Raw genomic sequence first — 13,261 nt, forward strand, 5'->3', positions numbered from 1 at the left:
GATGCACGCCGCTTGAGGCGAGGGCACCGCTGCGGTTAGACGGGGCGATGGCTGCCTTTGTCCCGCTGCGCGCGCAGAGTTGTTATTCGATGCTCGATTCGACGATCGAGCCGAAGGCGCTGGCGAAGGCGTGCGCGAAAATGGGCATGCCGGCGGTGGCGCTGTGCGACCGTGCCAATCTGTTCGCGGCGATGGAGTTTTCCGACGCCTGTTTGAAGGAGGGGGTACAGCCGATCATCGGGGTGGCGCTGCCGCTGTTGCGGGGTGGCGAGGCGCGGCCGGGGGCGCGGGCGGTCATCGACTGGCTGCCGCTGCTGGCGCAGGACGAGGCGGGCTATGCCAACCTGCTGGCGCTGGTGAGCGCCGCGCATCTGGCGGGCGAGGGCGAGGTGGCGCTGCCGCTGGGGGCGCTGGAGGGGCGGACGGCGGGGTTGATCGCGCTGACCGGGGGTGCCGACGGGGCGCTGGCGCGGTTGCTGGCGGAGGGGCAGGACGCGGCGGCGGCTGATTATGCCGATGCACTGGAGCGGCTTTTTCCGGGGCGGCTGTATGTGGAGATCAGCCGCAGCGGGGAGGCGTTGGAGTCCGCGAGCGAGGCGGGGTTGCTCGACCTGGCCTATGCCCGCGACCTGCCGCTGGTGGCCAGCAATGTGGCGCGGTTCCTGGAGCCGGCGGGGCATGAGGCGCATGATGTGATGCTGTGCATCGCCGACGGCGCCTATGTGGAGAGCGACGAGCGGCGGCGGTCCAACCCCGAGCATTGGTTGAAGCCGGCGGATGTGATGGCCCGGCTGTTCGCCGACCTGCCCGAGGCGCTGGCGAACACGCTGGTGGTGGCGCGGCGCTGCGCGGTGGCGGCGCCGGAGCGGAAACCGATCCTGCCGCGGCTGGTGCCGGATCGCGCCGCCGAGGATGCGCGGCTGGCGGAGGAGGCGCGCGCCGGGCTGGCGGCGCGGCTGGCGGTGGTGCGGCCGGCGGATGCGGCACCCTATGAGGAGCGGCTGGCGTTCGAGCTGGGCGTGATCGCGGGGATGGGCTTTTCCGGCTATTTCCTGATCGTGGCGGACTTCATCGGCTGGGCGAAAGCCAGGGGGATTCCGGTGGGGCCGGGGCGGGGTTCGGGCGCGGGCAGCGTGGTCGCCTGGGCGCTGCTGATCACCGACCTGGACCCGCTGGAACATGGCCTGATCTTCGAGCGGTTCCTGAATCCGGAGCGCGTGTCGATGCCGGATTTCGACATCGATTTCTGCGAAACGCGCCGCGGTGAGGTGATCGATTATGTCCAGGCGCGCTATGGCCGGGATCATGTGGCGCAGATCATCACCTTCGGGAAGCTGAAGGCGCGCGCGGTGCTGAAGGATGTGGGGCGGGTGATGCAGCTGCCCTATGGCCAGGTGGACCGGCTGGCGAAGCTGGTGCCGAACGTGCCGGCGGACCCGTGGAGTCTGGACCGGACGCTGGCGGGCGTGCCGGAGCTGCGCGCCGAGATGCGCGCCGATGCCAAGGTGGCGCGGCTGGTGGAGCTGGCGCGGTCTTTGGAAGGGTTGCCGCGACACAGCAGCACGCATGCGGCGGGCGTGGTGATCGGCGACCGGCCGCTCGACCAGCTGGTGCCGCTGTATCGCGACCCGCGGTCCGACATGCCGGTGAGCCAGTTCGACCTGAAATGGGTGGAGAAGGCGGGGCTGGTGAAGTTCGACTTCCTGGGCCTGAAGACGCTGTCGGTGCTGGCGCGGGCGAAGCTGTTGCTGGGGGCGGCGGCGCCCGATCTCGACCGGCTGCCCTGGGCGGATGACGGGGTGTTCGCGCTGATGACGCGGGGCGACACGGTGGGGGTGTTCCAGTTCGAAAGCGAGGGGATGCGGCGCGCGCTCAACCAGGTGCGGCCGACCTGTTTCGAGGACATCATCGCGCTGGGCGCGCTCTATCGGCCGGGGCCGATGGACAATATCCCGAGCTTCGCCGCGCGCAAATGGGGGCGGGAGGAGCCGGATTGCCTGCACCCGATGCTGGAGCCGATCCTGAAGCCGACCTATGGCGTCATCATCTACCAGGAACAGGTGATGCAGATCGCGCAGGTGCTGGCGGGATACTCGCTGGGCGAGGCGGACCTGTTGCGCCGGGCGATGGGGAAGAAGATCCAGGCGGAAATGGACGCGCAGCGGGCGCGGTTCGTGGACGGGGCGGTGAAGAATGGCGTGGCGGCGGACCGTGCGACCTTCATCTTCAACCTGGTGGACAAGTTCGCCGGCTATGGTTTCAACAAGAGCCATGCGGCGGCCTATGCGCTGGTGGCGTGGCAGACGGCGTGGCTGAAGGTCTATCATCCGGCGGCCTTCTTCGCGGCCTCGATGGCCTATGACATCAGCGTGACCGACAAGCTCGCCGTGCTGATGGACGATGCGCGGCGGATGAAGGTGCGGGTGCTGCCGCCGTGCCTCAACCGTTCCGGCAGTGATTTCACCGTGGAGGGGGACGCGGTTCGCTATGCGCTGGGGGCGTTGAAGGGTGTCGGCGAGGCGGCGATGGCGGCGCTGGTCGCGGAGCGGGAGGCGAACGGGCCGTTCCGCGACATCGCCGATTTCGTGGCGCGGATCGATGCGCGGGCGCTGAACCGGCGGCAACTGGAGGCGCTGGCGGGGGGCGGGGCGTTCGATGCGCTGGAGCCCGACCGGGCGCGCGTGTTCGCGGCGGCGGAAGCGATGCTGGCGGCGGCGGCGCGGGCGGCGGACGCGCGGGCAAGCGGGCAGGGCGGGTTGTTCGGCGGGCCGAGCGAGCCCGAGGCGTTCCCGCTGCCGGGCGCGGCGCCGTGGAAGGCGAGCGAGCGGCTGGCGCAGGAGCGGGCGGCGTTCGGATTCTATTTCAGCGGGCATCCGGTGGAGGCGCATGGCGCGGTGCTGGCGGCGCGCGGGGCGGAGCGCTGGGCGGAGGTGTCGCTGCGTCCGCCGCCGGTGCCGGACGAGCGCGGGCAGATGCGGACCGGGGCGACGATGGCCGGGCTGATCGAGGCGGTGCGCTGGCGGGTGCCGAACGGCAAGGGCGCGGACAAGCGCTATCTGGTGGTGGACCTGACCGATGCCGGGGGGGCATGGCAGGCGAGCTGTTTCGAGGCCGAGGTGCAGCCGGTGCTGGAAGCCGCGGCGGCGGCGGGGACGGCCCTGCTGTTCAGCGTCGAGCTGTCGTGGCGGCCGGGGGAGGAGACGCCGCGGGTGGCGATCCGGGGGGCGACGCCGCTCGACGGGTTGGCGCGGACGGTGCGGACGCGGCTGATCGTGAGCGCCACGGCGGCGCTGGCTGTGGCGGACCTGGCCGCGTGCCTGCCGAGGGGCGGACGAGGCGAGCTGATGCTTCGGCTGCCCCTGCCCTGTGGGGATGCGGTGGTGCGGCTGGGCCGCGATTTCGCCTTTGGCGAGGATATCATCGTGGCGCTGGGGGCGACGCCGGGCGTCCTTTCGGTCGAATCGGTCCCCGTCGATCCGCCGTTGCGCCTGGTGGCCTGAGCCGGGCGTGAGGGCGGCACAGCCCCGCGACTCCCGGAAGCATGGAAGTTGCGGCGCGATTGTGCCATCGACGAGCGCAGCTTGAGGGGTGTTCGGAACAATGCGGGCGTTGCTGATGCAAATCCTGTCGCTGGCGGCGTGGCTGGTGATCTTCGCGGCGGTGTTCATTCCGCTGGAGCGCCTGTTCGCGGTGCGGCCGGCGCGGGTGTTCCGGGCGCAGTGGCTGACGGATCTGGGCTGGTATTTCATCAACGCGATCGTGCCGGCGCTGGTCCTTGCAGTGCCACTGGCGACGCTTGCCTCGCTGACGCAGCGGATCGACGGGCTGGCGGGCTGGTATGCGATGGTGGCGGCGCTGCCGCTGTGGGCCAAGCTGCCGCTGGCATTTCTGGTGAACGATATCGGCAGCTATTGGGCGCATCGCTGGAGCCACCGCAACGCCTTTCTGTGGCGCTTCCATGCGGTGCATCACAGCGCGGAGACAGTGGACTGGCTGGTCAACACGCGGGCGCACCCCGTTGACATGGTCGTGACGCGCTTTTCCGGGCTGCTGCTGGTGTATCTGCTGGGGCTGGCGAGCGTTTCGGGGAGCGGTGGCGGGGTTGATCCGATGCTGTTCGCCGTGACGGTGTGGGGCACCTTCTGGAGTTTCCTGATCCATGCCAATGTCCGCTGGCGGTTCGGGCCGCTGGAGCAGCTGATTTCGACGCCGGCGTTCCATCATTGGCATCACAGCAATGATGAGAACCGTGACCGCAATTTCGCGGCGATCTTCCCCTTCATCGACCGGCTGTTCGGCACGCTGTACCTGCCGAAGGGCTTTCCGACGGTTTATGGCATCGATGGCGAGGTGGCTTCCTCCCTGCCGGCGCAGCTGGTCGATCCGCTGCTGGGGCCGGTGCGGCCGAAACCGGTGCCGACGGCGTGATCGCGGCGCTGCGCGCCAGCCGGCTGCCGGGCGTGCTGGCGATGGCGGTGGTGGCGGGGCTGTCCTATCCGCTGAGCTTTGGTGGCGATTGGGCGCCGGCGCAGGCGATCGTCTGGAAGGGGCTGGGGGTGGGGTTGCTGGCGCTGTGGGCCGGGTTCAACGCGCGCGACCGGGACGGCTGGCTGCTGACGGCGGTGCTGGCGCTGTGGGCGACGGCGGACATGGTGCTGGAGGTGGCGTTCATGGCCGGCGCCGCGCTGTTCGCGGCGGGGCATGGCGTGGCGATCCTGCTGTTCCGGCGGCAGCGGGCGGAGCTGCCGGATGTCGCGCAGCTGGGGATGACCCTGTTCACGGTGGTGGCGGTGGCGGCGCTGGCGATGCTGCTGTCGGCGCCGGCGCTGAAGGGGCCGGCAAGCCTTTATGCCCTGGTGCTGGGGTGGATGCTGGCGAGTGCGCGGCAATCGCGGTTCCGCTGGGCGGGGTGGGGGGCGCTGCTGTTCACGGTGTCGGACCTGATGATTTTCGCCCGCACGGCGATGCCGGAACCGGCGCCGTGGCTGGGGTATGCGATCTGGTGGCTGTATTTCGGCGGCGTGTTGATGATCGCGTTCGGGCTGTGGCGGGGGCTTGCAAAATAGGCGTAGCCGCATAGATTACGCCCATGTTGAGCAGTACCCTGTCAAATTCTGTCGCCAATTCGTCGCAAGTTGTATTGTCCGCCGCGCGGCTTGCCGACATGCTCAAGATCGGCATGGTTGAGCTTGCCTCGCTCGCCGGGGTCTCGCGGGCCACGCTGTCGCGCAAGCCGACGACTCCATCCGCCGACCGCGCGCTGTCGCCCATTGCGCGGGTGCTGGCGATGGCCGCCGACATGAGCGGCTCGCCCGAGCGGGCCGCGCTGTGGTTCAAGCATCAGCCGCTGCCGGGCTGGGCCGGCAAGACCGCGCGCGACCTGATCGCCGAAGGTCGTGCACAGGACGTCATGGACTATCTGGAAGCGGTGCGCGCCGGGGTTCACGCCTGAGCGGGCGGAGCGACCTGATCCTGTGGCGTGTGTGGGTGCCGGCGTGGAGCTGGGCGCCCTTGTCGGGCGAGGGCGCGGCGCGGTTCGGCGGGCGGTGGAATGCGCGCGGGCAGGCGGCGATCTATGGCGCGCTGGAGCTGGCGACGGCCTGGTCGGAATATAATCAGGGGTTGTCGCAGCATCCGGGCCTGGTGGCGCGGCTGCATGTCAGGGGGGCGCGGCTGGCCGATGTTCGCGACGCGGATCTGCGGGTGGCGCATGGCGTGCCCGATGATCTGGGGGGCGACAGCTGGCGCGCGGCGATGACGGCGGCAGGCGTGGCACCCACGCAGGCGGCCGCGCTGCGGATGATGGCGGCGGGTTATGACGGGCTGCTGGCGCCGAGCTTCATGGCGCCAGGCGGAAAGACGGCGGTGTTGTGGCGCTGGAACCGGGATGGTGCGCCCGGGGTGATGGTGGAAGACCCGGAAGGGAGGCTGCCGCGGGATGGGGCGAGCTGGTCGGGTTGACGGCGCGGCGTTGAGCGACTAGGGCGCACCGCATTCCACATGCGGGGGGAAACCTTCCGGTGCGCTGACGCATCAGCGCTCACCCCCGCAGAGGTATAACCGGTTAGGAGAAACGCATGAGCACGCCCGTCGTGACCATGGCGCAGCTGCTTGAGGCAGGCGCCCATTTCGGTCACCAGACCCATCGCTGGAACCCGCGCATGAAGCCGTACATCTTCGGCGAGCGCAACGGCATCCATATTCTTGACCTGTCGCAATCGGTGCCGCTGTTCGCGCGCGCGCTGGATTTCGTGCGGCAGACCGCGGCGCACGGCGGCAAGGTGCTGTTCGTGGGCACCAAGCGCCAGGCGCAGGACCCCGTTGCCGAGGCGGCGCGGCGCAGCGGCCAGCATTATGTCAACCATCGCTGGCTGGGCGGCATGCTGACCAACTGGAAGACGATCAGCGCCAGCATCCGCAAGTTCAAGACGCTGGAAGAGCAGCTTTCCGGCGACACGCACGGCCTGACCAAGAAGGAAGTGCTGAAGATGACGCGCGAGCGCGACAAGTTCGAGGCCTCGCTGGGCGGTATCCGCGACATGGGCGGGCTGCCCGACGTGATGTTCGTGATCGACGTGAACAAGGAGGACCTGGCGATCAAGGAAGCCAATGTGCTGGGCATTCCGGTGATCGCGATCCTGGATTCGAACACCGATCCGTCCAACATCGCCTTCCCGGTGCCGGGCAATGACGATGCGGCGCGGGCGCTGCAACTCTATTGCAACGCCATCGCCGACGCGGTGCTGGCCGGCAAGACCGGGCGTGCGCGCGACGAAGGCGTCGATCTGGGCGCGATGGCGGAGCCGGAGGCCGAGCCCGCACTGGCCTGAGCGAAGGGCCGTAAATCGCCCATGCCGGGGCTGCAAATGTCGATTTGCTGTGCTCCGATGCTCACGCACCTTGAGTGCGCTGCGCTTCGGTGCTCCCAAATCACCATTTTCGCCGACGGCCTGAACGATTTCCGCCCCATCGCTGAAGCTTTCATGGAGTTGACATATGGCGGGTGCAGTCCAGCGCACCCGCCTCTAGACGAGGAGCCGTGAGATGGCCGAGATTTCTGCGAGCATTGTCAAGGAACTGCGCGAGCGCACCGGCGCCGGCATGATGGATTGCAAGAAGGCGCTGGTGGAGACCGGCGGCGATTATGAGAAGGCGACCGACTGGTTGCGCGCCAAAGGGCTTGCCGCCGCGGCGAAGAAGGCGAGCCGCACGGCGGCCGAGGGGCTGGTCGGCGTGGCCGGGTCGGGCACGCGCGCCGCTGTGGTGGAAATCAACAGCGAGACGGACTTTGTTGCCAAGAATGAGCAGTTCCAGGCCTTTGTAGCCGGCGTGAGCCAGGTGGCGCTGAACGTCGGCGATGACCGCGACACGATCCTGTCGGCCGCCTTCCCGGGCGGTGGCGGCAGCGTGCAGGATGTGCTGACGCACAATATCGCCACCATCGGCGAGCAGCAGGCCTATCGCCGGGCGGCGATCGTGGAGGTGAGCGAGGGCGCGGTCGCCAGCTATATCCACAATGCGGCGGCGCCCGACATGGGCAAGATCGGCGTGCTGGTCGGGCTGCAATCCTCGGCCGATGCTTCGGCGCTGGTCGAGCTGGGGCGCGGCATCGCCATGCATATCGCGGCGATGAATCCGCTGTCGCTGACGGCCGACGATGCCGATCCGGCGCAGCTGGAGCGCGAGCGGGCGATTGCCGAGGAAAAGGCCAAGGCGCAGGGCAAGCCGGCCGACATCACCGCCAAGATGGTGGACGGCGCGGTGCGCAAATATGCCATCGAAAACAGCCTGATGGGTCAGGTCTATGTGCGCGACGGCAAGGCCAAGGTGAGCGAGTTCGTCGCCGCCGAGGCGAAGCGGCTGGGCGCCGACATCAAGGTGACCAAGTTTGTCCGCTTCCAGCTGGGCGAGGGCATCGAGAAGGCGGAGAGCGATTTCGCCGCCGAAGTGGCCGCCGCCGCCGGCGTGTAAAGACCGGTACCGCATTTCCCGTCCGGGCAGGGTTCACAGCCTTGCGCCGGGCGGGTAAGGCTGAATGCCACAAGACAAGAAATGGGTGAGGGACATGTCGGGCCGCCGGTTCAAGCGCATCCTGCTGAAACTGTCGGGCGAGGCGGCGATGGGCGACCAGTCTTTTGGCATCGATCCCGCGACGGTGGCGCGCGTCGCCGGTGAGGTGAAGGCGGCAAAGGACGCCGGATTCGAGCTGTGCCTGGTGATCGGCGGCGGCAACATCTTCCGCGGCATGGCCGGCGCGGCGAAGGGCATGGACCGGACGGCGGCCGACTATATGGGCATGCTGGCGACCGTCATGAACGCGCTCGCCATGCAGGACGCGCTGGAGCAGCTGGGCGTGGAGACGCGGGTGCAGTCCGCGCTGGTGATGAACCAGGTGTGCGAGCCGGTGATCCTGCGGCGGGCGAAGCGGCATCTGGAAAAGGGTCGGGTGGTGATTTTCGCCGCCGGGGTTGGCGCGCCCTATTTCACGACCGACAGCGGCGCGGCGCTGCGGGCGGCGGAGATGAAATGCGATGCGCTGTTCAAGGGCACCAGCGTGGACGGTGTTTATAACGCCGATCCGAAGAAGGATGCGAACGCGGTGCGATACGACCAGGTCGGTTTCGACCGGGTGCTTGCCGACAATCTGAAGGTGATGGACGCGGCCGCGGTCGCCGTCTGCCGCGAAAACAACATTCCGATCGTGGTGTTCAACATCCGCGAGGAGGGCAATCTGGCGCGCGTTCTGGCGGGCGAGGGCGTCTCCACCATGGTGGGCGGATAGGATATAGGGAACAGCATATGGCCGATTTTGATCCAGCCGCGTTCAAGGCGGACATCGAGCGCCGGATGAAGGGCGCGGTGGACACGCTGAAGCATGACCTTGGCGGCCTGCGCACCGGGCGGGCGAACACCAGCCTGCTCGATCCGATCCAGGTGGAGGTCTATGGCGCGAACATGCCGCTGTCGCAGGTGGCGACGGTGACGGCGCCGGAGCCGCGCATGCTGAGCGTGCAGGTGTGGGACCGCAGCAATGTGCAGCCGGTGGAGAAGGCCATCCGCGCATCGGGGCTGGGGCTGAACCCGATTTCGGAGGGGCAGACGCTGCGGCTGCCGATCCCCGACCTGACCGAGGACCGGCGCAAGGAGCTGGCGAAGCTGGCGACGCAATATGCCGAAAAGGCACGGATCGCGGTGCGCAACGTGCGGCGCGACGGGATGGAGACGCTGAAGGCGGCGGAGAAGAAGGGCAAGCTGAGCCAGGATGAGCAGAAGCGGCACGAGGGCGAGGTGCAGAAGCTGACCGACCGCCATATCGCCGACTGCGATACAAGCGTTGCCGCCAAGGAGAAAGAGATTCTCAGCCGGTGAAGTGGGGGCGGCGCGTGGACCCCTTGCCCGACACCCTGACCCCGGTGCCGGGGGGGCCGCGCCATGTGGCGATCATCATGGACGGCAACGGCCGCTGGGCGAAGGCGCGGCACCTGCCGCGGCTGGCGGGGCACAAGGCCGGCGTGGAGGCGGTGCGGCGCGTGGTGCGGGCGGCGCCGCCGCTGGGGATCGAGACGCTGACACTCTACGCCTTCTCCACCGAGAACAGCCGCCGGCCGGTGGAGGAGGTCAATGACCTGATGGGTCTTTTGCGCCACCATCTGCTGGCGGAGATCGACGAGCTGGACAGCAATGGCGCGCGGCTGCGGCTGATCGGGGACTGGCGGGCGTTCAAGCCCGACGTGGTGGAGCGGCTGGAAGGCGCGATGGCGCGGACGGCGCACAACAGCCGGATGCAGCTGGTGGTGGCGCTGAACTATGGCGGGCAGGATGAACTGCTGCGCGCGGTGCGGCGGCTGGGGCTGGATGTGGCCTCGGGCGCGGTCGACCCGGCGACGCTGACGCTGGCGGCGGTGGAGGCGCGGCTGGACACGGCGGAGCTGCCGCCGGTGGACCTGATCGTGCGCACCTCGGGCGAGAAGCGGCTGTCGAACTTCCTGCTGTGGCAGGCGGCCTATGCCGAGCTGCATTTCACCGACATGCTGTGGCCGGATTTCGACGCCGCGGCGCTGCGGGCGGCGTGCCTGGATTTCGCCGGGCGACAGCGGCGGTTCGGCGGGCTGTGATGGCCGAGCTGCTGACGCCGCCGTCGCTGCGCACCCGGCTGGGGTCGCGGCTGGTGGTGGGCGTGTTCCTGGGCGTCGTGGCGCTGGCGGACATCATCGCCGGCGGGCCCGCTTTTGCCGTCATGGTGGGGCTGGGGGTGATGCTGATCTTCTGGGAATGGGCGGCGATGCACCGCACGCCGCGGCGCTGGCGCTTTGCCGCGCTGGGCGTGCTGGCGACGGTGACGCTGCTGACCTTCTTTGGCGAGGCGCCGATGGCGCTGCTGCTGCTGGGGACGGCGATCCTGGTGCTGCTGGCGCTGTCGATCATGGTGCGCACGGCGGGCAAGCGCTGGATTTCCACGGGCCTCGCCTATGCCGGGCTGCCGTGCGTGGCGCTGATCTGGATGCGCGGGCAGCCGGACGGGTTTCATCTGGTGATGTGGACGATGGCGCTGGTGTGGGCGACCGACATCTTCGCCTTTTTCGCCGGGCGAAGCATCGGCGGGCCGAAGCTGTGGCCGGCGGTCAGCCCGAACAAGACCTGGGCGGGGCTGCTGGGGGGGATGAGCGCGGCGGCGCTGTTCAGCGCGCTTTATGGCCATTATGCGGACTGGGGGCCGGGATGGCTGGTGATGCTGCTGCTGGGGGCGGGGCTGGCGCTGGTGTCGCAGGCGGGGGATTTCTTTGAAAGCTGGCTGAAGCGGCGGGCGGGCGTGAAGGATTCGGGCAGGATCCTGGGCCGGCACGGCGGCATCATGGACCGGGTGGACGGGCTGGTGCCGGTAGCGTGCCTGGTGGCGGTTTGGGCGGCGGCATGAAGCGGCTGAGCATCCTGGGTGCGACCGGGTCGGTGGGGCGTTCGACGCTGGACCTGGTGGCGCGCAATCCGGAGCGCTTCCGGGTGCACGCGCTGACGGCGAATACCGATGCAGCCGCTTTGGCGGAGGCGGCCAAGGCGTGCGGCGCGGCGCTGGCGGTGGTGGCGGACGAGGGCGCCTGGCCGGCGTTGAAAGCGGCCCTGGCGGGGACGGGCATCGAGGCGGCGGCGGGCAGGGCGGCGGTGTGCGCGGCGGCGGCGGCGGAGGTGGACATCGTGCTGGCGGCGATCGTCGGCGCCGCCGGGCTGGAGCCGACGCTGGCGGCGGTGCGGCGCGGCACGGCGGTGGCGCTCGCCAACAAGGAGGCGCTGGTGTGCGCCGGCACGCTGATGACCGCGGCGGCGGCGGCGAGCGGCGCGGCCCTGCTGCCGGTGGACAGCGAGCACAACGCCATCTTCCAGGTGCTGGAGGCGAAGGAGCGAATCGCGCGCATCACACTGACGGCGAGCGGCGGGCCGTTCCGGGAAGCGTGCCTGGAAACGATGCGCGGCGCCACGCCGGCGGCGGCGGTGAAGCATCCGACCTGGTCGATGGGGGCGAAGATTTCGGTCGATTCGGCGACGCTGATGAACAAGGGGCTGGAGCTGATCGAGGCGTTCCACCTGTTCGGCGTGCGACCGGACCAGCTGGATGTGCTGATTCACCCGCAGTCGGTGGTGCATGGCCTGATCGAGTTCATCGACGGTTCGGTGCTGGCGCAGCTGGGCCCGGCGGACATGCGGGTGCCGATCGCCCATGCGCTGGCCTGGCCGGAGCGGATCGAAACGCCGGTTACGCGCCTGGACCTGGCGGCGCTGGGGCGGCTGGATTTTGCCGAAGCCGACCGCACGCGCTTTCCGGCGCTGGCACTGGCGGAGGCGGCGCTGGCGGAGGGCGCGTGCCGGCCCTGTGTGCTGAACGCCGCGAACGAGGTGGCGGTGGCGGCGTTCCTGGCCGGGCGCATCGGCTTCCTGGACATCGCTGGCGTCGTGGCGGACACGCTGGCGGCGATGCCGGCGGTGCCGCTGGGCAGCCTGGATGATGTGGATGCGGCGGATGCGGCGGCGCGTGCCCGCGCGGCTTCATTTGTCGTTCAGCGCGCGGCGGCGTAGGGGGAGACATGGACAACCCCGGGCTGCTGTTCTCGCTTGCCGCCTTCGCCGTGGTCATCGGCGTGTTGGTGTTCGTGCATGAGTTCGGCCATTATGGCGTGGCGCGGCTGTTCGGCATCAAGGTGGATACCTTCGCGGTGGGGTTCGGGCGGGAGGTGCTCGGCTGGACCGACAGGGCCGGCACGCGCTGGAAGCTGGGGTGGCTGCCGCTGGGTGGTTATGCCAAGTTCGCCGGCGACATGAATGCGGCGAGCCAGCCCGACCCGGCGCTGGCGGCGCTGCCCGAAGATGAGCGCGCGGCGTTGTTCCAGTTCCGGCCGCTGTGGCAGCGGGCGGCGGTGGTGGCGGCCGGGCCGGCCATCAATTTCCTGTTCGCGATCCTGCTGTTCACGGTCTTCTTCATGACCTGGGGGCATGAATATACGCCACCGGTGGTGGGCGGCGTGGCGGCGGAATCGCCGGCGGCGAAGGCGGGTCTGCGCGCCGGTGACCGGATCGTGGCGGTGGATGGCGATGATGTCGAGCGGTTCGAGGATCTGGTGCGCGTGGTGCGGATGAACACCGGCACGCCGCTGAGCCTGACCGTTGAGCGCGGCACGGACAGGCTGACGCTGCGGGCGACGCCGCGCATCATCAGCGGCAAGGACCGGTTCGGCAGCCATTACTCGGTGGGCATGCTGGGGATGGCATCGGGCAGGCCGGTGGTGGTGCGGCGCTGGCCGGTGGACGCGACGGTGCATGCCGTGAAGGAAGTGCGGAACATCACCGTGGCGATGGCGGAGGGGCTGCACCAGGTGGTGACCGGGCGGCGCGACCTGACGGAATTGGGCGGGCCGATCAAGATCGCGCAGTTCAGCGGGCAGAGTGCCGCGCTGGGGTTGCAGGCGTTCGTCACCTTCATCGCGCTGATCTCGATTAACCTCGGATTCATGAACCTGCTGCCAATCCCGATGCTGGACGGGGGCCATTTGTTGCTCTACGCGGTGGAGGGAGTTAGACGGCGTCCGCTCAATCCCAAAATCCAGGAATGGGCGTTCATGTCGGGGTTTGCACTGCTGCTGACCCTGATGCTGGTTCTCACATGGAATGATCTGGCGTCTGCCGGGGTGTGGAAACATCTGGCCGGGCTGGCAGGCTGAATTGAAGGGTGTGCGGTTGAACGACGGACGAACCCGGGCAGGCGGTATCGCCCTGT

General features: G+C 69.1%; 13 protein-coding genes. All 13 read left to right on the forward strand.

Going from position 1 to position 13,261, the window contains the following annotated elements:
* The first annotated feature begins 47 nt into the window (after positions 1-47).
* On the forward strand, positions 48-3,500 hold the full coding sequence (dnaE, locus tag H3309_RS05890) for a DNA polymerase III subunit alpha (RefSeq protein WP_182297819.1): 3,453 nt from the start codon (positions 48-50) through the stop codon (positions 3,498-3,500).
* A 115-nt stretch (positions 3,501-3,615) separates the two neighbouring features.
* Complete coding sequence (locus H3309_RS05895; RefSeq protein WP_207791562.1) at positions 3,616-4,428, forward strand: sterol desaturase family protein; 813 nt, start codon at positions 3,616-3,618, stop codon at positions 4,426-4,428.
* Positions 4,425-5,066, forward strand: a complete 642-nt coding sequence (locus tag H3309_RS05900; RefSeq protein ID WP_182297821.1) for a lysoplasmalogenase family protein — start codon at positions 4,425-4,427, stop codon at positions 5,064-5,066. The genes H3309_RS05895 and H3309_RS05900 overlap by 4 nt, the downstream gene beginning before the upstream one ends.
* 74 nt (positions 5,067-5,140) lie before the next feature.
* Complete coding sequence (locus H3309_RS17200; RefSeq protein WP_243453858.1) at positions 5,141-5,452, forward strand: MbcA/ParS/Xre antitoxin family protein; 312 nt, start codon at positions 5,141-5,143, stop codon at positions 5,450-5,452.
* A gap of 35 nt (positions 5,453-5,487) precedes the next feature.
* On the forward strand, positions 5,488-5,961 hold the full coding sequence (locus H3309_RS05910; protein ID WP_207791563.1) for an RES family NAD+ phosphorylase: 474 nt from the start codon (positions 5,488-5,490) through the stop codon (positions 5,959-5,961).
* A 116-nt stretch (positions 5,962-6,077) separates the two neighbouring features.
* Positions 6,078-6,830, forward strand: coding sequence for a 30S ribosomal protein S2 (rpsB, locus tag H3309_RS05915; protein ID WP_182297823.1), 753 nt, complete (start codon positions 6,078-6,080; stop codon positions 6,828-6,830).
* Positions 6,831-7,044: 214 nt separating this feature from the next.
* Complete coding sequence (gene tsf / locus H3309_RS05920) at positions 7,045-7,971, forward strand: translation elongation factor Ts (RefSeq protein ID WP_182297824.1); 927 nt, start codon at positions 7,045-7,047, stop codon at positions 7,969-7,971.
* Positions 7,972-8,065: 94 nt separating this feature from the next.
* Positions 8,066-8,782, forward strand: coding sequence for a UMP kinase (pyrH, locus tag H3309_RS05925; protein WP_182297825.1), 717 nt, complete (start codon positions 8,066-8,068; stop codon positions 8,780-8,782).
* A gap of 17 nt (positions 8,783-8,799) precedes the next feature.
* Positions 8,800-9,369 (forward strand): ribosome recycling factor, encoded by a 570-nt coding sequence (gene frr, locus H3309_RS05930; RefSeq protein WP_182297826.1) that lies wholly within the window; start codon positions 8,800-8,802, stop codon positions 9,367-9,369.
* A 77-nt stretch (positions 9,370-9,446) separates the two neighbouring features.
* Positions 9,447-10,115 (forward strand): polyprenyl diphosphate synthase, encoded by a 669-nt coding sequence (gene uppS / locus H3309_RS05935; RefSeq protein WP_182298527.1) that lies wholly within the window; start codon positions 9,447-9,449, stop codon positions 10,113-10,115.
* The gene (locus H3309_RS05940) at positions 10,115-10,915 is read left to right on the forward strand and encodes a phosphatidate cytidylyltransferase (protein WP_182297827.1); all 801 of its coding nucleotides are present in this window, start codon (positions 10,115-10,117) and stop codon (positions 10,913-10,915) included. The genes uppS and H3309_RS05940 overlap by 1 nt, the downstream gene beginning before the upstream one ends.
* The gene (gene dxr, locus H3309_RS05945) at positions 10,912-12,066 is read left to right on the forward strand and encodes a 1-deoxy-D-xylulose-5-phosphate reductoisomerase (RefSeq protein WP_182297828.1); all 1,155 of its coding nucleotides are present in this window, start codon (positions 10,912-10,914) and stop codon (positions 12,064-12,066) included. The genes H3309_RS05940 and dxr overlap by 4 nt, the downstream gene beginning before the upstream one ends.
* 8 nt (positions 12,067-12,074) lie before the next feature.
* On the forward strand, positions 12,075-13,205 hold the full coding sequence (gene rseP, locus H3309_RS05950) for an RIP metalloprotease RseP (protein ID WP_182297829.1): 1,131 nt from the start codon (positions 12,075-12,077) through the stop codon (positions 13,203-13,205).
* The last annotated feature ends 56 nt before the right edge of the window (positions 13,206-13,261 follow it).

This window comes from Sandaracinobacteroides saxicola, from assembly GCF_014117445.1.
GTDB lineage: Bacteria > Pseudomonadota > Alphaproteobacteria > Sphingomonadales > Sphingomonadaceae > Sandaracinobacteroides_A > Sandaracinobacteroides_A saxicola.